Annotated in this window: 21 protein-coding genes; 17 read left to right on the forward strand and 4 right to left on the reverse strand. The window is 41.3% G+C overall.

Translation table 11 applies throughout. The features are described from left to right. From EPL05_RS21920 to EPL05_RS21940, 5 genes are all read left to right on the forward strand, one after another. On the forward strand, positions 1-1,421 hold a 1,421-nt coding region (locus EPL05_RS21920; protein ID WP_208394815.1), incomplete at its 5' end, for a sensor histidine kinase. Then, entirely contained in the window at positions 1,418-2,104 is a 687-nt protein-coding gene (locus EPL05_RS21925) for a response regulator transcription factor (protein WP_128536136.1), read from the forward strand. The genes EPL05_RS21920 and EPL05_RS21925, both read left to right, overlap by 4 nt. 181 nt (positions 2,105-2,285) lie before the next feature. Further along, positions 2,286-3,035, forward strand: a complete 750-nt coding sequence (locus EPL05_RS21930) for a hydrolase (RefSeq protein ID WP_128536137.1) — start codon at positions 2,286-2,288, stop codon at positions 3,033-3,035. 142 nt (positions 3,036-3,177) lie between these two features. Beyond that, positions 3,178-4,605, forward strand: coding sequence for an alginate export family protein (locus EPL05_RS21935; RefSeq protein ID WP_128536138.1), 1,428 nt, complete (start codon positions 3,178-3,180; stop codon positions 4,603-4,605). Positions 4,606-4,693: 88 nt separating this feature from the next. Then, positions 4,694-5,581: a pirin family protein gene (locus EPL05_RS21940; protein WP_317127898.1), complete on the forward strand. Its 888-nt coding sequence runs from the start codon at positions 4,694-4,696 to the stop codon at positions 5,579-5,581. Positions 5,582-5,631: 50 nt separating this feature from the next. On the opposite strand, the gene EPL05_RS21945 is transcribed toward EPL05_RS21940, so the two are convergent. Together EPL05_RS21945 and EPL05_RS21950 are read right to left on the reverse strand one after the other, a co-directional pair. Further along, positions 5,632-6,819: a Pycsar system effector family protein gene (locus EPL05_RS21945; protein WP_128536140.1), complete on the reverse strand. Its 1,188-nt coding sequence runs from the start codon at positions 6,817-6,819 to the stop codon at positions 5,632-5,634. Further along, positions 6,800-7,102 (reverse strand): hypothetical protein, encoded by a 303-nt coding sequence (locus EPL05_RS21950; protein ID WP_128536141.1) that lies wholly within the window; start codon positions 7,100-7,102, stop codon positions 6,800-6,802. Before EPL05_RS21950 ends, EPL05_RS21945 begins: the two co-directional genes overlap by 20 nt. Before the next feature lie 597 nt (positions 7,103-7,699). On the opposite strand from EPL05_RS21950, the gene EPL05_RS21955 reads away from it, so the two are divergent. The 3 genes from EPL05_RS21955 to EPL05_RS21965 all read left to right on the forward strand — a co-directional run bounded on the left by EPL05_RS21955 (position 7,700) and on the right by EPL05_RS21965 (position 10,982). Then, positions 7,700-8,719 carry an LLM class flavin-dependent oxidoreductase gene (locus EPL05_RS21955; protein WP_128536142.1) on the forward strand — a complete coding sequence of 340 codons (1,020 nt, stop codon included), beginning with the start codon at positions 7,700-7,702 and terminating at the stop codon, positions 8,717-8,719. Between the two features lie 76 nt (positions 8,720-8,795). After that, positions 8,796-9,416: a Crp/Fnr family transcriptional regulator gene (locus EPL05_RS21960; protein ID WP_128536143.1), complete on the forward strand. Its 621-nt coding sequence runs from the start codon at positions 8,796-8,798 to the stop codon at positions 9,414-9,416. A 189-nt stretch (positions 9,417-9,605) separates the two neighbouring features. Then, entirely contained in the window at positions 9,606-10,982 is a 1,377-nt protein-coding gene (locus tag EPL05_RS21965) for a hypothetical protein (protein ID WP_128536144.1), read from the forward strand. Positions 10,983-11,469: 487 nt separating this feature from the next. Here the strand turns inward: EPL05_RS21965 and EPL05_RS21970 are convergent, their stop codons facing one another. Next, a complete protein-coding gene (locus EPL05_RS21970) occupies positions 11,470-11,940 on the reverse strand; it encodes a nuclear transport factor 2 family protein (protein ID WP_128536145.1) in 471 nt (156 codons plus the stop codon). 549 nt (positions 11,941-12,489) lie between these two features. Here EPL05_RS21970 and EPL05_RS21975 point away from each other — a divergent pair. From EPL05_RS21975 to EPL05_RS22000, 6 genes are all read left to right on the forward strand, one after another. Next, positions 12,490-12,735: a DUF2630 family protein gene (locus EPL05_RS21975; RefSeq protein WP_128536146.1), complete on the forward strand. Its 246-nt coding sequence runs from the start codon at positions 12,490-12,492 to the stop codon at positions 12,733-12,735. A 93-nt stretch (positions 12,736-12,828) separates the two neighbouring features. Beyond that, positions 12,829-13,701, forward strand: a complete 873-nt coding sequence (locus EPL05_RS21980) for an NmrA family NAD(P)-binding protein (protein ID WP_166727786.1) — start codon at positions 12,829-12,831, stop codon at positions 13,699-13,701. 649 nt (positions 13,702-14,350) lie between these two features. Continuing rightward, positions 14,351-14,533, forward strand: a complete 183-nt coding sequence (locus EPL05_RS21985; protein WP_128536148.1) for a hypothetical protein — start codon at positions 14,351-14,353, stop codon at positions 14,531-14,533. 262 nt (positions 14,534-14,795) lie between these two features. Next, positions 14,796-15,689 (forward strand): NmrA family NAD(P)-binding protein, encoded by an 894-nt coding sequence (locus tag EPL05_RS21990; RefSeq protein WP_128536149.1) that lies wholly within the window; start codon positions 14,796-14,798, stop codon positions 15,687-15,689. A gap of 53 nt (positions 15,690-15,742) precedes the next feature. Beyond that, positions 15,743-16,165, forward strand: a complete 423-nt coding sequence (locus EPL05_RS21995; protein WP_128536150.1) for a DoxX family protein — start codon at positions 15,743-15,745, stop codon at positions 16,163-16,165. A 134-nt stretch (positions 16,166-16,299) separates the two neighbouring features. Next, complete coding sequence (locus EPL05_RS22000; RefSeq protein WP_128536151.1) at positions 16,300-16,806, forward strand: cupin domain-containing protein; 507 nt, start codon at positions 16,300-16,302, stop codon at positions 16,804-16,806. 30 nt (positions 16,807-16,836) lie between these two features. Here the strand turns inward: EPL05_RS22000 and EPL05_RS22005 are convergent, their stop codons facing one another. Further along, the gene (locus EPL05_RS22005) at positions 16,837-17,844 is read right to left on the reverse strand and encodes a helix-turn-helix domain-containing protein (RefSeq protein ID WP_128536152.1); all 1,008 of its coding nucleotides are present in this window, start codon (positions 17,842-17,844) and stop codon (positions 16,837-16,839) included. 475 nt (positions 17,845-18,319) lie between these two features. Here EPL05_RS22005 and EPL05_RS22010 point away from each other — a divergent pair, with 475 nt between their 5' ends. The 3 genes from EPL05_RS22010 to EPL05_RS22020 all read left to right on the forward strand — a co-directional run bounded on the left by EPL05_RS22010 (position 18,320) and on the right by EPL05_RS22020 (position 21,190). Further along, positions 18,320-19,186 carry an SDR family oxidoreductase gene (locus EPL05_RS22010; RefSeq protein WP_128536153.1) on the forward strand — a complete coding sequence of 289 codons (867 nt, stop codon included), beginning with the start codon at positions 18,320-18,322 and terminating at the stop codon, positions 19,184-19,186. Positions 19,187-19,242: 56 nt separating this feature from the next. After that, positions 19,243-20,109, forward strand: coding sequence for a helix-turn-helix domain-containing protein (locus tag EPL05_RS22015; protein WP_243837353.1), 867 nt, complete (start codon positions 19,243-19,245; stop codon positions 20,107-20,109). A 334-nt stretch (positions 20,110-20,443) separates the two neighbouring features. Then, positions 20,444-21,190, forward strand: a complete 747-nt coding sequence (locus EPL05_RS22020; protein WP_166727787.1) for a helix-turn-helix domain-containing protein — start codon at positions 20,444-20,446, stop codon at positions 21,188-21,190. Positions 21,191-21,193: the final 3 nt, after the last annotated feature.

Raw genomic sequence — 21,193 nt, forward strand, 5'->3', positions numbered from 1 at the left:
AACCACTTTTAATAACTAACTTTGAAAACGCTTTTACAGCTCTCGCTGCTATCGTTCGCCAGCTAATCGCCTGGTCACTTTGCCACGGAATCAGGTGGTCAACATCCCCGGAATATCAAGTCATGAGTACCTATCTCAGCGAAGTAAAGGGACACGAAAAAAGCAAAAACTTCCGGGATTTCTTCTTGTCCGCAGAGTGGCAGCAATTTCGCCAGGCTTACAACAATATGCGTTTTAACAACATAGGCAGCAGGTTTAACGCTGATACGAAAGGAGACAGTACGTTTGTAGAAATCAGCCTTAGGTTTTTAAACGGCAGTACAGCCCATTACCATCACGGCCCCACTGTCCGCTTTGACAATGGCGTGCCCCTGATTCAACTCAAAGCAGAAGATCATAATGATCAGTTGCGTATGGACAGCACCACGCGGGAAAAGTTGAGCATGTTAGGCTTTTCACTGGCAACCTTTCGCGTGATTTACAGCTATGATAATAACAAGTCTGCCGACCATCCGTTAAACGAAGTCAGATCCGCGGATTTCAGCAGCCAGCAATATGGCTATAATATGAAGTTTCTCAATATGTATCAACTGGTTGTTCCTTCTGTTACCGGTTTGATTTATTACAGGATGCGCTATTACCTTATTTCCTCATTTTTTATGCTGGCACTTACCATTGCTGCATTTTTCTTTATTCTCAGGCTTATGCGCAACCACCGGCTCTATGCAAAAGCCAGGTTATCATTCACCGGTAATATGACGCATGAATTAAAAACGCCGGTTGCTACGGTTGCTATTGCATTGGAATCGATTATTGAAAACCACATGGAGAACGATCCGGCAGCTTTAAGAAGCTATTTACAGATCAGCAGATCTGAATTAAAACGTCTTAATCTCATCATTGACAAGGTACTTAATCTCGACGAACTGGATAGCAACCAGACCAGGTCGCGATCAGAACTGTTCGACGTTCAGCAGGGATTGACCGAAGTAATCGGATCGATGCTCATTCAGATTGATAATATGCATGCAACAGTTAACTGGAAACCCATGGAAACGCCGTGTTTTGTAAGCGGTGACCCGGTTCATTTAACCAATGTATTTTACAACCTGATTGAAAACGCTTTGAAATATGGAGGTCAGGGTGTGAAGCTTGACATTGCCTGTACACGAAATGCGAACGAAATAAAAATAAGCTTTAAAGATAGTGGGCCGGGAATAGCAGGTATTTACAGGCAAAGGGTGTTCGAACGGTTTTTCAGAATTCCGGCAGGCGACAACGAAGTTCATAACGTTAAGGGCACGGGACTGGGACTTAACTATGTCAAACAAATTATCGAAAAACATGGCGGGCACATCAGTCTGGAAAGTGAACCGGGAACTGGGAGTAATTTTATTATTTATTTAAAGGCGGTATCATGACTTATAAAATCCTTTATGCGGAGGACGAGCCGTTTCTATCCAGGATCGTTAGTGATAATCTGGTGAGCAAAGGTTATGAGGTCATTCAGGCGACCGATGGCGAACAGGCCCTCGAATTGTTTAAAAGCGCCAAACCTGATCTTTGTATCATCGATATCATGATGCCGGTCAGGGATGGATACGATCTTGCCAGAGATATCAGAAAAACAGGTATTAATATACCCATCATTTTTTTGAGTGCCAGATCTCTGGACGAAGATGTGGTCAGGGGATTTGAGATAGGCGGCAACGATTATCTTAAAAAACCTTTCAGCGTGGTCGAGCTTCTCGCTCGGATAGAATCACTTTTAACAAGGTTTAACAGCGTTCAGCAGCAGGAGGAAACACAAAAATGGTTTGAGTTCGGAAATTGCTTGCTGGATACGGTAAACCAGCAGTTGGTTACCCCCCGTCAGACATTCGATCTTTCCTATAAAGAGTCCCGTTTACTGGAAATGCTTTTGCGAAAAAAAAACAATGTACTGGAACGCAAGGAAGCGCTGCTTACGATTTGGGGTAACGACAGTTTATACAATGCCAACAGTATGAATGTTTTTATAACACATCTTCGAAAAATGTTAAAAGAAGAGGATGGTTTACAGATAATCAGCATTCGTGGGTTGGGATATAAGCTAATCAGCTGACTCTTCCCTGTTTCCGCCTCTACTCTAACAGCTTTTCCTGACGGGCCGGAACGTTACTGGCAATTTTCCCGTATTGTCTTTGCTGATTCTTCTCTTGATAGATGTAAGTCATTGTAATTTATTGATTAAAGTCATTATCATAAAATTTGAGTCTGCCTAACTTTCCAAAAAAAAGAATCGCATGGAAACAAGACTTAAAAATCAATTATCGCAGATTTACCGGATTCCAGCCAAATTGGGAATTTCGCTCTGCATCCTCTTATCAACCACCGCCGCAATAGCACAAAACAATGTCAAAACAGGATTAGATGCACTTCTTACACCGGAGAACTGCGTTGTTATTCTGATTGACCACCAGCCGTTTCAGTTTGCAAACATCGGAAGCCATAACACGCAGCTCATTATGAGCAATGTTATAAATGTAGCAAAAGTGGCAAAAGTATTTAAAATTCCTACGTTGCTGACAACCGTGGTGCAGGAAAGGGGCGGATACATTATGAAACAACTACAGGATGTGTTTCCGGATCAAAAACCGATAGACAGAACTTTTATTAATGCCTGGCAAGATCCCCGTGTAGTGGAGTGGGTTAAAAAATCAGGTAAAAAGAAAATCGTTATCGCCGCTTTATGGACGGAAGTCTGTTTAGCGATGCCGACTATTCAGGCGATGGGTGAAGGATATGAGGTATACATTATAACAGATGCGTCAGGCGGCACAACGCTGGAAGCACATGATATGGCGGTGCTCCGCATGGTACAGGCCGGTGCTATTCCCATTACCACAGATGTCTGGGGTGCTGAGTTGCAACGTGACTGGGCAAGACATGAAACGGCCCGGCAGCTCGGTCCTATCGCACTGGAAACCCAGGGAGCTCTGGGAATTGGTCTTTCCTGGGAGAACCAGTTGCTTAACTCCGCAAATAAAAAGTAAGCGCCGGTTTGGCAGCACAGAATTTCTAACAATAAATAATCCCGGCTATGTCAACAGTGGCTGCCGGGATTAATTATATTCTCAACACCATTAGGGTACTGGCATAATCGTGTAACACCACCTCGTAATTTCTCCCGAAGCTATGTTTAAAATAAACTTCCGGTTTCTTAAAAAGGCAGCTTATCTCACAATTGTTCCTGCCCTGATATTATTTTTAAACTTTTCCGCCGGCGCACAGGGCAGGGATTCGGTCAAGACCGGTTATCTTCTGGACGCGGCTGAAGAGTATTGGCCACAATCGACGGACACTAATCGTAAAGGAAAATTCTTTGACAATATTAATCATGTTCCAATTAGGAACACGAAGGGTTTTATATCGTTGGGTGGTTCTGTACGGGCGGTTTACGAGAACTTCGATAAGTATCTGTGGGGACTCGGGCCGCAGGATCCCAACGGATACTTTTTAGAACGGATACTGCTGCACGCCGATTTAAGATATAATAAACATTTTCGGCTTTTTGGAGAACTCGAATCAAGTTTTGTAATAAACCGCAACGGGGGACCAAGACCTGTACAGGATTTAAATAAATTTGATCCAACGCAACTTTTTGCAGAGTACAGCACCGGCTCAGGCGATCAATTACACTATAAAATAAGAATTGGGGAGCAAGCCCTGAATTATGGTCTCGGTACATTGCTTGATATCCGGGATGCCAATGTCAGAAGATCTTTTGCCGGTGCGAAGTTAATTCTGGAAAAAAATAACTCAAGACTTGATATTTTTGCAATGCAACTGGTCCAGACAAAGAATAACTGGTTAGACGATTACGTTGATCATGGTCAGAAAATCGCTGGTTTTTGGCTGACCTCCAATGTTAAAAATCCGGTTATTCAAAAATTTGAAGTGTATTATATTTATATTGAACGGGGCCTGACTCAATTCTCGCAGGGGCCCGGCAGGGAACGCAGGCACACGCTCGGTGCAAGCACAACTTTGAAATCAGGTAGCTGGAGTACTTATTCAGAAGCTGACCTGCAGCTCGGAAAATTTAATGAAGGAAATATACGGGCATGGAAAGTAACGCAGGGGATCAGTTACGAAATTACAAATTTAAAAACCAAGCCTGTATTTACGTTTCAGACAGCGATGTCAAGCGGTGACAAAAATCCTGCAGATAAAAATCTGGAAACATTTAATCCGATTTACCCAAAAGCAATTTACTACGGTTTCGTGGATAATTCCGGTTCCTCAAATATATTTCTGATTCATGGCAAAGCGGAACTGAGTATCTCGAAAAAAACCAGAATGACCGCAGGATACTACAGATTCTGGAGACAATCTCTTAAAGACGGAATTTACGGGCCAAGTGGCTTTCCGGTTCTTCCGCCGGCTAACAACGAAAGACTGATCGGAGATATGTTTGATTTAACGACCTCTTACGGATTTAGCCCGCATTTGCGTATTACGGCTATTGTAGCTGATTATACGCGGGGAGGGTTCTTAACAAACATTCCCGCTGCTTACCACGATATTCTTTACGGAGGTTTAAATCTAAGCCTGCATTTTTAGCCGTGGCGTCTTTTAATTTAAACCGGATTGAATTGATTATTTTGTGTTACAGCGTGATTCAAACTAAAATGCTATGTCGAATATAAACATGATCATCGAAGAACGTCCCCGGCTTATCGGAAATTTTCTGGTTGGCAGACTGTTGCCATTTAAAGATAAAAAGATGGTTGGTCCGTTTATTTTTCTCGATCACCTCGGACCCGTTTCTTTACCTGCCGGAGAGAACCTCGATATCGGCCCGCATCCTCACATCGGGCTTTCCACGCTGAGTTATCTGCTTGAAGGATCTGTTCTCCATCACGACAGCCTTGGAAACAAAATTACCATATCACCTGGTCAGGTTAACTGGATGACCGCCGGGAGAGGTATCGTCCACTCCGAACGTACACCTCCGGAATTAAGGACTGGAAGTAAAAACATGCATGGCCTACAGATCTGGGTTGCACTTCCAAAAGAACTGGAGGAGATGGATCCCGCTTTTTCTCATACAGAAGAAGCGGAACTGCCACAATGGGAGATTGAAAAAGTGAAATACAAATTGCTCGCAGGAACAATCATGGGTCACCGGTCGCCGGTCCCAGTTTACAGCAGGCTGTTCTTACTGGAAATTACCTGCGATGAACGATGCCTGTTAGATTTGAGCCGGCAGTTGTATGGTGAATGCGGGATTTATATTTTACGGGGGAGCATTGAAGCAGAAGGTAAAACATTCGGCAATAAGGAATTATTAATCATAAATGACATAAAGTCCTGCGGTTTTACAGCTACAGCCGGCACAACTGTTTTCTTCTTTGGTGGCGAGCCATTTCCTGAAGAACGGCATATTTACTGGAATTTCGTCGCCTCAGATTATGCACTGATTGAAAAAGCCAAAAACAGATGGCGGCAGAATGAGTTCTCTCCGATTGCAGGAGAAGATGACAATATTCCTATGCCTTTGGAAAACGCTAATATAAAGTATCGCCCGCGAGCCTGATTATTCAGGCGGTTATTACTTTAGCCGATAACATATTCTTTATTAACCGGTCAGTATTTGTAATAAAACGAGATCACAAAGGCGACTATGGATAGAAATAACCCACAAAGAAAAATGATATAGGCATAGGAGAGATAATTGAATTTCCTGCCCAGTACTTTTCTTACATTGAAGACTTCCCTGTAGACCTGTGTATACATATTTTCGCGGCCGCTTTTAAAGAAAGCATCCAACTCTGCAACATAGGTCTCATAGTCGGCCCCGGCAAATTGATTGCCCGCCAGGTCAAAACTCCCAAAAAAGAAAACCTGATAACTTTTCGAAGATTTATTCTCTACATAAGCATTTCCCTGGGGACGACTGGCAAGAATACTCAGCAAAATCGTCGTCAGAGATCCGGCTAATAATAACACCGACGGAATGATCAGGAACGGATATTGCTGAATCTTCCCTATTACAAAGCCAATCGTCACCGAGATCATTAAAGAGTTTACCCTGATAAGAAGCGCTGCTTTATTATCTGCAACAGAAACAAGTTTTGCATAATTTCTGAAAGCGATTTTAAAAAGATCTTCGGCTTCCTTGTCTGTAAGTATGCCATCGTCCGTCGGGCCTGTTTTCAACGGTATTTTAACCGATTGCAATTTCTCAATCCTTTTATTGATACGGTCAAAATTTTTATCCCGATCTTCCGTATAATGTTTTTTTGCATAAGCTGTAAAATAGGCTGAATCCTGATAATCATCTTTAAGCCGTGTCAGTAGCTGCACTTCAGAGTAGCCGCTATCATTAAGCCTGTTAATCTCCCCGGTCAGGAAAGATATATGGACAATCAGGTCATTCATCGCCAGTCTGAAGTCCAACGCATCCCGTACAACATGCCCTACTTCCGGACGGACCGTCACTCTGATGCCTTTGTCATCAACAATTCCGAAAATGACATTTTTCTGTTCATCCGGGTAACCGGACTGCCCGCAAAAATCATCGAGCAGCTTAAACTGTATATCTTGCTGCATGACGATGTTAGTAAGGCCTGCATAACGGAAAGACACTGCGAGCACAGCATTCTGAAAATCATAGCCATCCAGTCCCTCCGAGCGGGCAATCTTTACAGCTTCCGCTGTAAGCGTGTTAATAAAAGCAAAACCGAATGAGAAGTTATCGTCAGGGTACGCCTGATAATAGTTTTTAAGGTAGCTTAACGCTGACTCGCTGTATTCAGGAATTTTCAGTTTCATCTACCGGGTTTAAAATATGATTTTTCTGCAGTTCGTTTATCAGATGTGCTGATGGCCTGAGATCGCCGATCTGATTAGCCAGCTCATTTGTAAGAACCGTTGGGGTTACCGTTTTTTCATTTTCTTTGATGACAGCTATGTACCGGCGGATCTCAGTCAGTTTCTCTTTTACAAAAAACTTTACCGCCTTTTTTTTACTTTTTCCTTTAATTTTTTTTAATCGTTTAACCGTATCCTTCCATAAGGAATTTACACTGGAAGATTTGTTTTTATTAGCAGCCATTATTTAATTTATCATAATTCCTTACCTGAATGAATAACCTATGGTCAGCTTCTAAAATTTACAGTTATCAATACGTTCCAGCCTTTACCGGAATTACCCCTTGAAACTGAATTACCATAAGGCTAGCAGAATAGAAACAATCGCAACCGATACCATGGTACCGCTATAATTCCTGATGCCTGATGGCTGTAAGCACACGAACGAACGGTTATCTATGCTGTAGATTAAAATTTATATTGAAAACTTAAAATTAACACCCGGCAAATAAATATGTAATGACATTTGTTAAATTTTTGTGACAACATAGGTCAACAAAAAGGTAATTGTTTCTATATAAGTTTTTATCTGGAGGGTGCATGCTTGTCGGTTATGTTCATTCCATTGATATAAAACAAGTATTTTTCTTAAGGTATATCAATCTTAATGAAGGGATGAATTAATCATATTTGCATTGACTAAACGCCTCCGCCTTCTGTGAATATACACTCGGGATGATGAGGGGCAGGTGAACTGAAGAGCCAGGCCTATTTTAAAATCCTGGCGCATCAGACAATTTAAAATAGTAAAGTAAATAATATACAAATAAACTTCAGCTAAATGGAAATAGGAATAGACAGTTTTGCCATGTATAATAATAACCTTTCGGGTGTGGAATTAAGCGCTACGGAGGCTATAGATCAACTGATAGAACGAATCGTTCAGGCTGATAAATCCGGCCTCGACGTTTTTGGGATCGGCGAACATCATAAAAAGGGTTTTCTGGATTCTGCGACACATATGATACTGGCAGCGGCGGCCGCAAAGACGGAACGAATCCGGTTGAACAGTGCGGTTGCGGTTCTGAGTGCGGCTGATCCGGTCAGAGTTTTTCAGAATTATGCTACACTCGACCTGATTTCCAAAGGCCGGGCGGAAATTGTGGTTGGCCGGGGATCATCTATAGAGGCATTTCCATTATTCGGCTTTAGTTTAAACGAATACGACGAGCTTTTTAAAGAAAAACTCGGCCTTTTACTTAATGTAAGAGATAATGAATTCGTAACCTGGAAAGGCAAGTACCGTCCTGCTCTTCATAATTTACCTGTTTATCCGCGTCCGCAGCAATATCCACTTCCGGTATGGCTGGGTGTCGGCGGCACACCTGAATCTTTCGAAAGGGCCGGAACGCTGGGCCTCCCTCTAATGGTTGCGATCATCGGAGGAGAGACCCACAGATTCGCTCCTTTGGTCGATCTTTACAGGAGAGCGGGTAAAGCTGCCGGTCACGCTCCTGAAAAAATGATTGTAGGCCTTCATTCTCTGGGATACGTTGCGGAGACAACAGAACAGGCAATTGAAGATTTTTATCCGGGTTATGCTGCGAATTTTACCAAACTCGGTAAAGAACGTGGCTGGCCGCCGGTAACCAGGCCACAGTTCGATGCTCAGGCGGGACCGCTCGGAGCACTGATCGTCGGCAGCCCTGAAGATGTTGCAAAAAAAATCAGGTTGCACAGTGAAGCTTTAGGCGGTATATCAAGAGTGACCTTTCAAATGGACAGCGCCGGGCTGTCTCACGATCAGTTGCTGAGATCTATAAAACTTTTAGGATCACGGGTTAAGCCTTTGGTGGGCTAATAAACACGGAAATATTGTAAGACATGCCGCGAATGTGGATAATGGTAAGTAATTAATTGGAAAACGGAATCAGTTTATGTATGAATCGCTTTTAAAATATATCAGGAACAGATCGCAACTGCAAATTTCAGATCAGGAAAAAACCCTTATAACCCAAAAATTCAAGTTCAAAAAAATCAGGAGGAAACATTACTTTCTTCAGGAGGATAACGTCTGCACCCATGTCGCTTTTATCTCGAAAGGAGCGCTGTCCATGTTTTCTACTGATGAAAAGGGAAACGAGAACACTCACTCGCTTGGTGTCGAAAACTGGTGGATGGTAGACCATATCAGCTTCCAGGCAGGAACGCCATCTACTTATAATATTAAAGCAATAGAAGACACCGAAGTATTGATTATTACGCTGGATGATATGGAAAATCTGATCACCAGCGTACCCGCAATTGCCGCCACTATCCACGCTATGGACGTAGCTCATGCTGCTGCTAATCAGAATCGCATGCATGCCGCCTATAATTTGTCTGCAAAGGAAAGATATGACGAACTTCTCAGGACTAACCCGGCATTTATTGACCGCTTTCCACAGGGCATGATTGCCTCATATCTCGGCATAGCACCCGCGACCCTCAGCCGCCTTTTAACAGACTTTAATAAATTTCTGGCCAACAGGAACAAGCCGGCAAATCCTCCCGGCTGATCACCTGTAAATCAGAAGATACCTGTGTGGTTTTACATCAGGAGGATTTGGTTGCGTAAACGAACTTATGTTCATGCACATCAATGTAATTTATTATTAAATGTCAAACCGGGCCGTCTGAAACAACTTTAAATTTGGATGGTAGTGATGGCGTGAAAAAGCTGAACCGCCAGGTTAAGAATCAAATATATGATCACTAAAGTATCCTCACTTATTCAATTAATGCAGGCACTTGCGACAAACACGCCACAGGTAATTGAAATTCAAAGTTCCATTCTGGTACCTTACCCTATCACGCTTCCAGCAGGATACACGCTGAGGGGAACAGGAAAATCCGGAAGCCTGATCAGCTTTAACCAGGGAGACGGTATCGGGCTGACAGCAGATAACAGCATCGAAGATCTCCGTATTTTCGCCAGCCCGTCGTGCAGAGCTGTCTTCTTACTTACCGGTCTTTCTGATATGGGTACGATAACTCTCAGAAATCTAAAAGTGACCGGTCAGGTCTCGCTGATTACGCGGGAAGGTACGTCGAGGTTGAAGTTGTTTGCAAATGATATTGATGTTATTTCCTGTGATGCACGCGGTTACAGTGAGCTGCCTCAGAAATATGGTGTTACCGTTTATCAGGGTGCATTTACCTTATACAATTTTAACGGCAATCCGGATAGTGAGATCAATGCGCTGCTGATTAATATCAGCGCAGGACGCGCCGATGCGCCGGTAACCGGATCCGGAATTTTGATCGCGGGCTTTAGCGATAACGGCGGAATGGTTAATGTTGAAAAACTGACAACAGGTCCTGTCTATGCTAACGGGATGCTGCCGTATGGCACAGCTGATATCATTACCGGCGGCATATTTATTAATTATGGCGTTTTTGCCAATGAGATCATTAACGAAGGGGAAGTTGTCACTTACGGTGCAAATGATATGGTTCTGGATAACTGGGGGACTGTTAATAGATGGACAGCAAATGAACAACTGATCTCCTACGGGCCCAGTGGAATAGGATTTGTAAATTTCGGAACAGTAACGGAATTTGTTGCCGGAAAAGAAATTATAACATATGGCCTTGGTGCCAGGGGTTTTAACCAGTATGATGGCACTATTGCGTCAATCAAAGTAAAAGGGATTGCTACCCATGGAGATGGCGCGATAGGCATTCAGATCAGCAAACCCATAGGAACTATAGAAATAGAGAAGGCGCTTATTACCTACGGTGCAGTCGGCAATTCTCTGGTTAAAGGTGTCCTGACCATGCTGCCCGCCATCGCATTCAGTATTATGCCCGGAGGATTTGTTAAGCGCCTTACCGTTGGCGGAGATATTTCTTCTTCCGGCGATCATGCAGATACTGTCCATATTGACAGCGGTACATTGCAAGCAATTGATATAGGCGGCAAAATAGCGGCTTCGGGTCAAATGGCTAATGCCATTGTGATCAAAAACGGCGGAACGTCCGCATTGACAAATGTCAGGGCGGGTTCAAAACATGGAAAGGCGCTGGTCAATGAAAATGGGTTGATAAGTGACAGAACGGGATTTGAAGAACAGGTCATTTAAAATCCAGTATCCTGCCGGTAATTAATTCTTTCTGTTGAAGGCCGCAACCGGTTAATTTTAATCTGTTTGAAGGAGTGTAAAGCAGCATTTGCTGTTTTTCGGTCTTTTCACTTTTTTACGCCACATAACCGGTATCATAAGTATTTACTATTTCTACGCCGGCAACCGATCACATGAGCGAATGATAAATTCTGGCTCTTTACAGGTCGCTCCAGTCTTAGTTTGTACTATTATTCGCAATGGTCACTGCTACAAAATCAAAGCTGCTGAGGTAAGCCGCGCCGCGCAAATGAAGCGCGTCTGTGTTTATTGGAAACACACCAAACCGGCTGCGGGATATGAATTAAGCAGCAGCAGCCGCTATGGCTGGCTGCTGCAGGTTGGAATTGTTCCGGGTTTAAGGTATACGATTCAATAAATTCATTATTAACTGACAGAACACAATAAATTAAGTGGATTCTACAAGTTTTGCAAATCACTTTTTTCGCTATAAGTCAAATGGCTCCTGGCCGGGGAAAGTTTGGAATTTTCCTGCTCCGCCTATGCGGAATGAGGCAGAAGTTGCCAGCGTATCCTCCATAAATTGAAAATGATAGATCTTTCCTTCTTTTACTTTTGCGAAAATAGAGAACGGGGTGTTTACCGTCTGTTTCAGTACGTTCGAGGTATAATTGAATGTGCCGAAAACAGCAACATTTTCCCCAGATCCGAATACTTCAGTCGGATCGAATAAATTAGCTGTCCAGCATTGCCACACCATCTCAAAATTTTTGACAAAGCTTTCAACACCTTTTTTTGTGCCGCACCAGGGCATGATTTTTTCCAGATCCGGATTACTGTAATTTAATGATATGTAAGTTGCGTCGGTTGCAACCAACGTTCTGATCACGTCCGGATTGGTCGTGTTGTCAAGAAACTTTTTAATAGTTTCTATGGGCGTAAGTGTTTGATTTTCCATAAATAGTTACAAGATTGATTTTATAATTTCCAGTTTTATTTTAGACAGAGTGCTTTATGATATTGCCGAGGCCTTCGTTTCGAGCGCTTTAATGGCTGCCACCGGGCCGGAAAGTCTCCTGTCGGATTTAATATTGCTGCGCGGTCTTTGATATTAATTGCCAACTTCCGGCTACCTGGAAGCGCTTTACCACTTTAAGTTCTCCGGCAATAACAAATTGACTGCGTATCTAAGTTATACGGAGTTTCGAATGCAAACAATGATATAAGCCTATTATTCATATTGATATAGGTCATTAATAAACCATATAAAACATTTATAATCAAGTTGGTAAATTAAATGATACAAGTTTTATTTATAAAATCCAGTTGACAACAGACAGCACTTATGCAGGTTTTCGGCATAGCTCATAAGGGGTAATCTGGATTGTTTTATTGAACCTTTCAAATTCGTCCGTACGTATATGTTGATGTACATCATACTGCTTTATTATCATATATCATTTTTGGAACGTGCCTGCATATTTAGCTTGGCTCTATAAAAATTATTATGGAAGCTCATCAGGATGACGAGGGCGTTATGGCCCATATCAAAAAATTAAACGACCGGGTGTCTGATCTGTATCGTAAGGAAGATCTTACAGACGCTGATATAGCAGAAATTCACAAAGTAAAAAGTGAACTTGACCAGTACTGGGATTTATTGCACCAGCGTCAGGGACTAAGGGACAATGGCGGAAATCCGGACCACGCAAAGATCCGCTCGGCTGAGACGATAAAGAATTATAAAAACTGACATTGCCGGTCAATCCATCTGCTGTCAGAAAACTTACCATTCAGCACCGGCAAACTCTGTTTTTGCCAGTATAATAAATTAAAGTTCGTAACCGTGAAAAAGCGCGTAATTGTCTGCGGAGCCACAGGCAAAGTGGGCGGATCAGTAATAGAACGACTTCTGTCAGAAAAAGCTTTCCGGGTGGTTGCGCTGACCCGCAGTTCCGGATCAGCCGCAGCCGAAAAGCTGCGCCTCGGCGGTGCAGAAATCGTTGAAGCTGATCTGGCCGACCTTGAAAGCTTGTTACGCGCATTCCGTGATGTTCATGCCGTTTTCGCTGTAACGCAGCCATGGGATAGCCAGACCGGAAGGTACAATGTAGCAAAAGAAATAATCCAGGCGAAGAACATTCTCTGGGCATGCCGGGAGACCGGCATCAGTCATTTGATTTACACCTCTTTTCTGAACAGCGGACAAAGACAAACTGGCGTAAGCTTTGTTGACAGCAAAATAAGAATCGAAGAATTGATCATGGCCTTTAAAGTTTCTTATACGATCCTGCGTTGCGGGCCATTTATGGATAATTTGCAAATCAGTACAGAGCGTGGTAGGATAGCCGGAAAATACGGAAACGAAACGCCTGTACCTTATACCGCGCTTTCTGATATCGGCCGTTTGGCAGACGTTGTTCTGCATCAACCGGCAAGCTACAAAAATACAATTTTAAATCTCTTCAATTCGCCGGTCAGTGGCCGGCAGCTTGCTCTAGCCGCAACGGAGTTGACCGGTAAAAAATTTATTTACATCGCAGAATCAGCGGTTGTACAGTATTTCAGATATCCGGAAACGCTGAAACTCAGGCTGTATTTTAACAGAAACAAGGTTTCATTTAATCGGACCGTTAATTTGTGCCCTACAGAAGTTAGCGGGAAAAGATTTGTATTAAAATCATTCGGAGCATTCTTATCCGAATTACCGCCGGAATAACCGCGATCTTTACTCCTGGACAGCCCTTAAGGCAAAATACATTACCTCCGGTCATGCTGAAACATTTAAAGCATGTAAACCTAGCTAGATAAAAATAGCCGTTGACATCATTCATATCTGAAGCGATAGGCGTTATGTAGCCATCCGGACAAACGAGCGCAACACTGATATTTAATCTGTATTCCTTGATTAATGCGTTATAATTTGCATAAATTATTGTTAATGATTTACTGAATTCAACTTCAGCATCAAAGAGCAATAATTTCCATTTAATGCACCATTAATTGTTTTGAAAAACAATTACCGTCAGCCTCTGCATATGTTAATTTTTTCATATTGAATTTGTCCGTTCACGATTTCATATAAAATCAGATGCAGGAGATTAAGGCTGCTGGTCTTCCTTTTATAAAAAGCGTGTACCCTACTCTAAGTCATTAGACCATAAAATATTATGAAAAAGCATAATATAATAATATGTGATGCCACAGGGATTCAGGGCGGTGCTTTGTTGATGATATGAAGAATTGATGAATTATCTCGGGGACAGCTTTGATACGCGCAAATGGCATATCACTTTTGAACAGCTTGTCGAGCCAATAAACATTGACCTTGCACAGCCTGTGCCATTGGTTCGATTTTAAATGAATCAGTGACCAACGCTAAATATGTTTTTGTAAGTGGTGGCGGGGAGATTTTGGTAGTTCTCCAGGTAATTAAAGAAAACTATCTGTTTTTGACAATTGCAGATAACGCAAAAGGCTTACCTTCTGACTTCGATGTCGAAAATAGATCAACATTAGGTATGGAAATTATGAAAGCCCTGAGCATGTAACAGGGAAGTGAATTTAAGATCAGAAAAAAAGCCGGTGTAAATATTAGCATCGAGTTCAAAACAAAAAGAAAACTGAACTTGATAACTCATGAAGGAAGGAATGAATTATACCGGCAGAACTACTACCGACATTCTGGCTGATTGAGCTATTTTATTCCCCAATGGAGCTATTTTGATTTCTATTTAACAGAGACCTTTGATCTGTTCAATCGGGTAATGATACTCCATTGAATTTTTAAAAGAACAATTTAAGTTAAATATTATGAAAAATACAATTTTAGTAGCCGGTGCAACCGGTAACCTAGGTTCAAAGATTGTTGATGCCTTGATAAGCAGAGGTGCGGAAGTTCGCGCTTTGGCACGTCCGTCAAGTGACGACGCGAAATTGAAGGCTTTAGCAGCCAAAGGGGTTAAAGTTTTTTTGAGCGAAATGGATGACAAAGATTCGCTGATTGCCGCATTTACCGGGGTGGATACTGTTGTATCGGCCCTGCAAGGTTTGCGTGAAGTAATTGTAGATACACAGAAATCACTGTTGGATGCTGCAGTGGAGGCTGGGGTGCCACGATTTATCCCATCTGATTTCTCCACTGACTTTACCGAATTGGCGGATGGTGATAACCGTAACTTCGACTTGAGAAGAGAGTTTCATCAGTATCTTGACAAAGCGCCGATCGCATCTACTTCGATTTTTAATGGTGCGTTTGCTTATGTAATTTCTATGGGCACCCCTTTGCTTGATCAAAAGAATCTTACAATAGGTTATTGGGAAGATGCGGATTGGGCTTACGATGCCACAACGGTAGAAAACACCGCTGAATTTACCGCTGCAGTTGCCTTGGATAGTTCCGCCCCTAAAAAACTGCACATCGCCGGTATGCGGATAAATGCTCAGCAAGTAAAGTCGGTAGTGGAAGAACTTACCGGGAAAACTTTTGAACTTAAACATTTAGGAAGCCGGGTGGCATTTACAGGTACTATCCGTCAAATGCGCTCAGCCGATCCGGACGGCGAAAAGGAGCTTTATCCTCAATGGCAAGGTATGCAATACCTGCTCAGTATGTTCACCGTACCGGCGCAACCGCTGGACAATGATCGCTATCCGGATATTCACTGGACAAACGCAAAAGAATTTCTGAAAAGTCAGGTATTATAACACAAATCCAGGCACAGAAATTTAATATTTATTTGGCTAAAAACAATTAAGGTATGCAGATAAAAGGCTGCATACCTTTAAAAATCAATAACATGTCAAAAAAAACAAAAAATATAATAGTCACATTACTTTTGGCTCTAATCGCGATCATCTTTTTGGGTAGTGCTATCGGTAAAATTTCCGGCAGTGAACAAATGATGAAAATGGCGACCGGTTTTGGTTTCAGTGAAATGGATTTTAAGGTTTTAGGCCTTATCGAGATTGTAGGAATTGCCCTATTTATATTTCCAAGGACCGGAGTTTTAGGGGCATTATTACTTACCGCTTATATGGGCGGAGGAATTGCTACCCATTTGCAGCACGGTCAAACCATTCTTATTCCCGTACTAATTGAGTGTTTAATTTGGATAACTGCTGCTATCCGTTTTCCGGAACTTTTAGTACAACTAACCTACCGTACTGATAAAGCACTTTAGCCGGACTCGAATATCACCAAAAACATCAGCACCTACAGTTTAAAAAGAGAAAATGCGCGGTCATTAGATTCTGCAACTATAGTCGGGTTTTAAAGTATAAATGGATTACTATTAAAAAAATCAAGTAAAATATCATGAGTATACCACATGTAACCAATATTGAAGATAAACAAGCGTTTTGGATGGTAGATACCCTATGGGTAATATTAGCAGAAGGAAAAGACACCGACAACAACTTTTCACTGATGTGGCAGATCGGAAAGAAAGGCTCCGGCCCTGGCCCTCACTTCCATGAACAGGATGAAGCTTTCTTTGTGATGGAGGGCGAGATCACTTACATGGCAAATGACGAAATTTTGTCAGCAAAAGCCGGGTCATTTGTATGGATACCAAGAGGTACCGTTCATGCCTTTAAAGTGATCAGCGAAACGGTTAAGGTATTAAATATGTATACACCCTCTGGATTCGAGCAGGTGATCAAAGCAGGCGGTACGCCTGCCGAAGCGTTCACTGTTCCGCCGGAAGATTTTAAATATTTAGATAAAATGGCAGCCGTTCGCGAAATGTTTAAAAAAGTGGGAATGCATGTTGTAGAAACCCCTGATAAATTAAGAGAGTCCTCGAAAAATAATATGTCTTAGCTATCGTATCAACAGCAAATTACCTTGGCGCTACGTCTGCGCGGGGAATTTGCTGTTATTGATTTGGTTAACATATTTTTTGGGAGTGGTTCCATAATGCTTACTGAACAAGCGGCTAAAATGGCTAAGGTTGCTGAAGCCGAGCGCATAACCGGCTTCAGATACTGAATATCCACTCCGCATTATTAAATCACCAGCTTTTTCCATCCTGGCTTTTTGATAATAGTTATAAATACTGTCACCGAATACCTGCCGGTATAAATCTGTTAGTTTCGAAATGCTCATATCGGCAATTTTAGTTAACTCGGTAAGCTGGGGTGGTTTTCCAAGGTCTGCAACAATATTGTCCTTTACTGCGATCAATCTACTGGCATCAACCTTATTAATTGGAAAATGTTTGATCGTATCACGCTGTAATAGACTATCAAATAGCAGGTATAGCAGCTCCTGCACACGTATCCAAACAACCAGCCCGCTCATTTCATTTCCAAACTCAACAGAAATGATGGCTTTTAAGCAGTTCTGCATATTTAGGTTCATCCGTTCAAAAAAAAGGAAGCCTTTATCGTCTGTGAGGATTTGCGATGCAGCGGCATTCATCGATTTTATGTTTAACAATTTTTGCAAAGCGGTCCTTGAGGTGCTGACGTTAATAAAAAAAATCTCGTGTTCCGAAGGGAAAAACATTTCTGAAGCGATGTTGGTAGAAGTAATCCGAACTGTTTTGACATCAGCGAGTGCGGTCTTATCCACGGCCACCTTTTCATGATAATCAGGCGGAGCCTGGTAGATATGGAATAATGCATTGATCTTTTCATTAGCGTCTTCACTGGCAGATCGCTGTAATATTAGTGCTTCTTTTAGTATATAGTGATGAATGATCAACGAAAAGTCCGGCGTAAGGCGCATCCGTTTTATTATACCTTGACCTAAAGAATCCGGAATGACTATACCGTCATTTTCGACTACTGCACCAATGTGTTCAGCAAACGCGTTGAGAAAGTTAAAACCTGCATTTGGTGTAAATTCAAATCTCATTGTGAAAAGTTCGCATGCTTACTTAAACAGTAATTTAGTTTATCAAATCTTAACGCATTAATCAAAAAGCCAGACAGGTAAACGTCGTCTGCAGTTGAAGTTAATAAAATTTAATCAATCTGACATTTACAATCATTGATTTTTTATACTCTTATCTTCATTGGATCAGGCCCTATAATCTTACGATGTTCTATTCAGGATAATTTCATTAATTCCCTCCCTATCCTAAGTTTGAATTCTATGGACTAGGGAACTCATCACCTTTTGCTGCCAAGAAAATTAAGCAGAATCCGCAGTTTTACGCAAATTTATCCAGACTATGCAATTGCTCGTACACTTTGTTCCGGCGGCTTTGCATTACGGGCATTTGCGTAAGGAAGTTAGATGAAAAATTCTATTTGCACGATCCGGCTTAAAAAAAGGCAGATTTGGATACTTTTTTTATTTAGTGGTTACCCACCTTTGTATAAAGAAAATGAAAAATATACTAATTACAGGGGCTACGGGTCAAATGGGTAAAGTTGTGGTTGATACACTGCTTAAAAAGATTTCGCCAGACCGGATTAACGCGATATCCCGTAAAGCAGAGAATCTGGCTAATCTGAAAGAAAAGGGCATTAATACTTTTCTAGGAAGCTACGAAGACGTTGAGTCGCTCGAAAAAGCTATGCTTGGTGTAGAGACTGTTCTGCTAATCTCGGCAGGCGACCAGGGGGATAGAATGCAGGAACACCGGAATGTAATTGATGCTGCAATGAAGTCAGGCGTTCATAATATTGCCTATACAAGCCGGTCATTGCAGGACAGATCAACACTGATGAATACCTTAATGAAGGATCATTTTGACACAGAGGATCTTATCAGGCAAAGCGGCTTGAACTATATTATTTTCCGTAATGCGCTATACATGGAATTTTTGCAATACTTTGTAAATAAAGACCAGTTAGACAAAGGAATATTTCTTCCGGTTGGTGATGGCAGGGTGGCATTTACCTTCCGCGCGGATCAGGCTGAAGCGATGGCCAATGTTTTATTAAATAATAAGTTTGACAACAAAGTGTATCAATTCACAAGTAATGAAACTTACTCATTTTTTGATATAGCCCATATATTAACAAAGCTATCGGGAAAAAATGTCAGATATACACCTGTGGAATTGAGTACATTTGAAGAAAGCATGAAGCAACGCGGATTACCGGATGGGGCCATTAAGAAAATGGGAGGTTTTTTAATGGATATTAAAAACTCCCAGGAAGCTGTCGTAGGTCATGATCTTGAATACAACTTAGGCCGCGCACCCTTGACTTTGGAAAAAGGATTGAAATTGCTGTTTGATTTATAATGTCTGTCAAAGATTCACCATATCATATTAAAAGCATCGCCGAGTATCACAGGTTTATGGAATTACCTAAACCACATCATCCTTTATTGACTGTAGTGAACTTTAATGAGATTAAACGCAAGTTGGATAATGTTCCCCAAAGCATTATCCATTACTTTTATTCCATAGCCTTGAAACGAAACTTTCAAGGCAAATTAAAATACGGACAGCAGGATTTCGATTTCGATTCGGGCATGATGCATTTCATGTCACCAAAACAGCTACTCACGATTGGTGGTCATCAAGAAACTAACGTAAAACATTCGGGATGGTTATTGCTGATCCACCCCGATTTTCTTTGGAATACCACTTTGGCGAAAAAGATAAAAGGATATGAATATTTTAGCTATAAGGTAAGTGAGGCGTTGTATTTATCAGAAAAAGAAGAAGTGTTAGTTTCCGGAATAGTTCAAAATATCGAGCAGGAATATCAAAGTAGTATCGACAGCTATAGTCAGGAGGTTATCATTTCACATATCGAATTATTGCTCACTTATTCGGAACGCTTTTACCAGCGTCAGTTCATTACCCGGAAGATTGCAAACCATAAGATATTAATTCATTTGGAAGCATTGCTCATTGAGTGTTGCAAAGGCAGCAAGTTAGCGGCTAACGGCTTTCCTACTGTAAAATATGTTTCAGAAAAATTAAATGTTTCACCTAATTACTTAAGCCGGCTTCTGAAAACACTAACAGGGCAAAGCACTATCCAGATTATTCAGGACAAGCTGATTGACTTTGCAAAAGAAAGATTATCAACTACGGAATTATCGGTAAACGAGATAGCGTATGAACTTGGATTTGAACATCCCCAGTCTTTTAGCAAGTTTTTCAAAATCAAAACGAATACAACGCCATTGGAATTCAGAAACACTTTTAATTGATTCACTTTTATAGAAATCTCTTAAACTGACATAATTAACTGTTTATCTTGCAGATATGGCTGCTTAGATGATCCCTTTAGATTACGAAGTAGCTCTTTCCCATAACCTTTTGGAAACTTTGTAATGCTAGCTCTTATCAGCATTTTTGTGCTGATATGAGCTAGCTTTTCATTGATCAATTTAATGGGTCATTTTTGTATGGATTAAAATGAATGCAATACCGCTCCTTCATATAACTGAAATACAGAAAAACTTGGGTAGAGACCCAATCAGTTGCGGGTACATATACCAAAGATTTTCTTTAGCAAATGCCCCAATATTCAAAGCATGCCGCATGGATGTTTATTTTATTGCCTTATTGCATAAAGGTAGCTTGACATTGGAAACGGATTTAGTTTCACATGTCATAAGGTCACCGGCAATTTATGCAATGGCACCGGCTACAATTCGAAATATTACTAGCACAAGTGATGATTTTGATTGTGAAGTTATTTTTTTTGAAGAAGCATTTTTCGTTGAGCAAATGGCAGACCCTACTATTCTGAACAGGTATGAATGCTTTTATAACGAAAATCGATCTAATACTACGATCTCAAAAAGACAATTTAAGAATTTTTCTTCCTATTTTAATATGATCAGAGAAAAAAGTGAATTGGACGTTAAGTACAACACAGAAATTATCCGAAATTTCATCCAAATCTTACTACTTGAAGTTGCGACAACGAATAGTAAAAATTCAGGTAAAAACAAGTTCACCCATAATCAGCTCGTAGCTTCCACATTTAATAAAAACTTAGAGAGATCCTATACCGGGAACCATCAGGTAAAATACTATGCTGAATTACAAAACCTTTCAGCCAAATATTTCTCAAGAATCATCCAGCAACAAACAGGCAAAACTGCTGGTGATATCATAGACGAAAAAATAATGCTTGAAGCCAGGGCATTATTAAAAAACCGAGCGTTGACAATAAAAGAAATCGCACAGTTAATAGGATTTAGCGATGCCTCTCACTTTGGAAAATTTTATAAAAACCTTACTGGTTTTTCTCCGCAACAATATCGGAAATCGATGAATTAAACT

It is taken from the genome of Mucilaginibacter gilvus (genome assembly GCF_004054195.1).
Lineage (GTDB): Bacteria > Bacteroidota > Bacteroidia > Sphingobacteriales > Sphingobacteriaceae > Mucilaginibacter > Mucilaginibacter gilvus.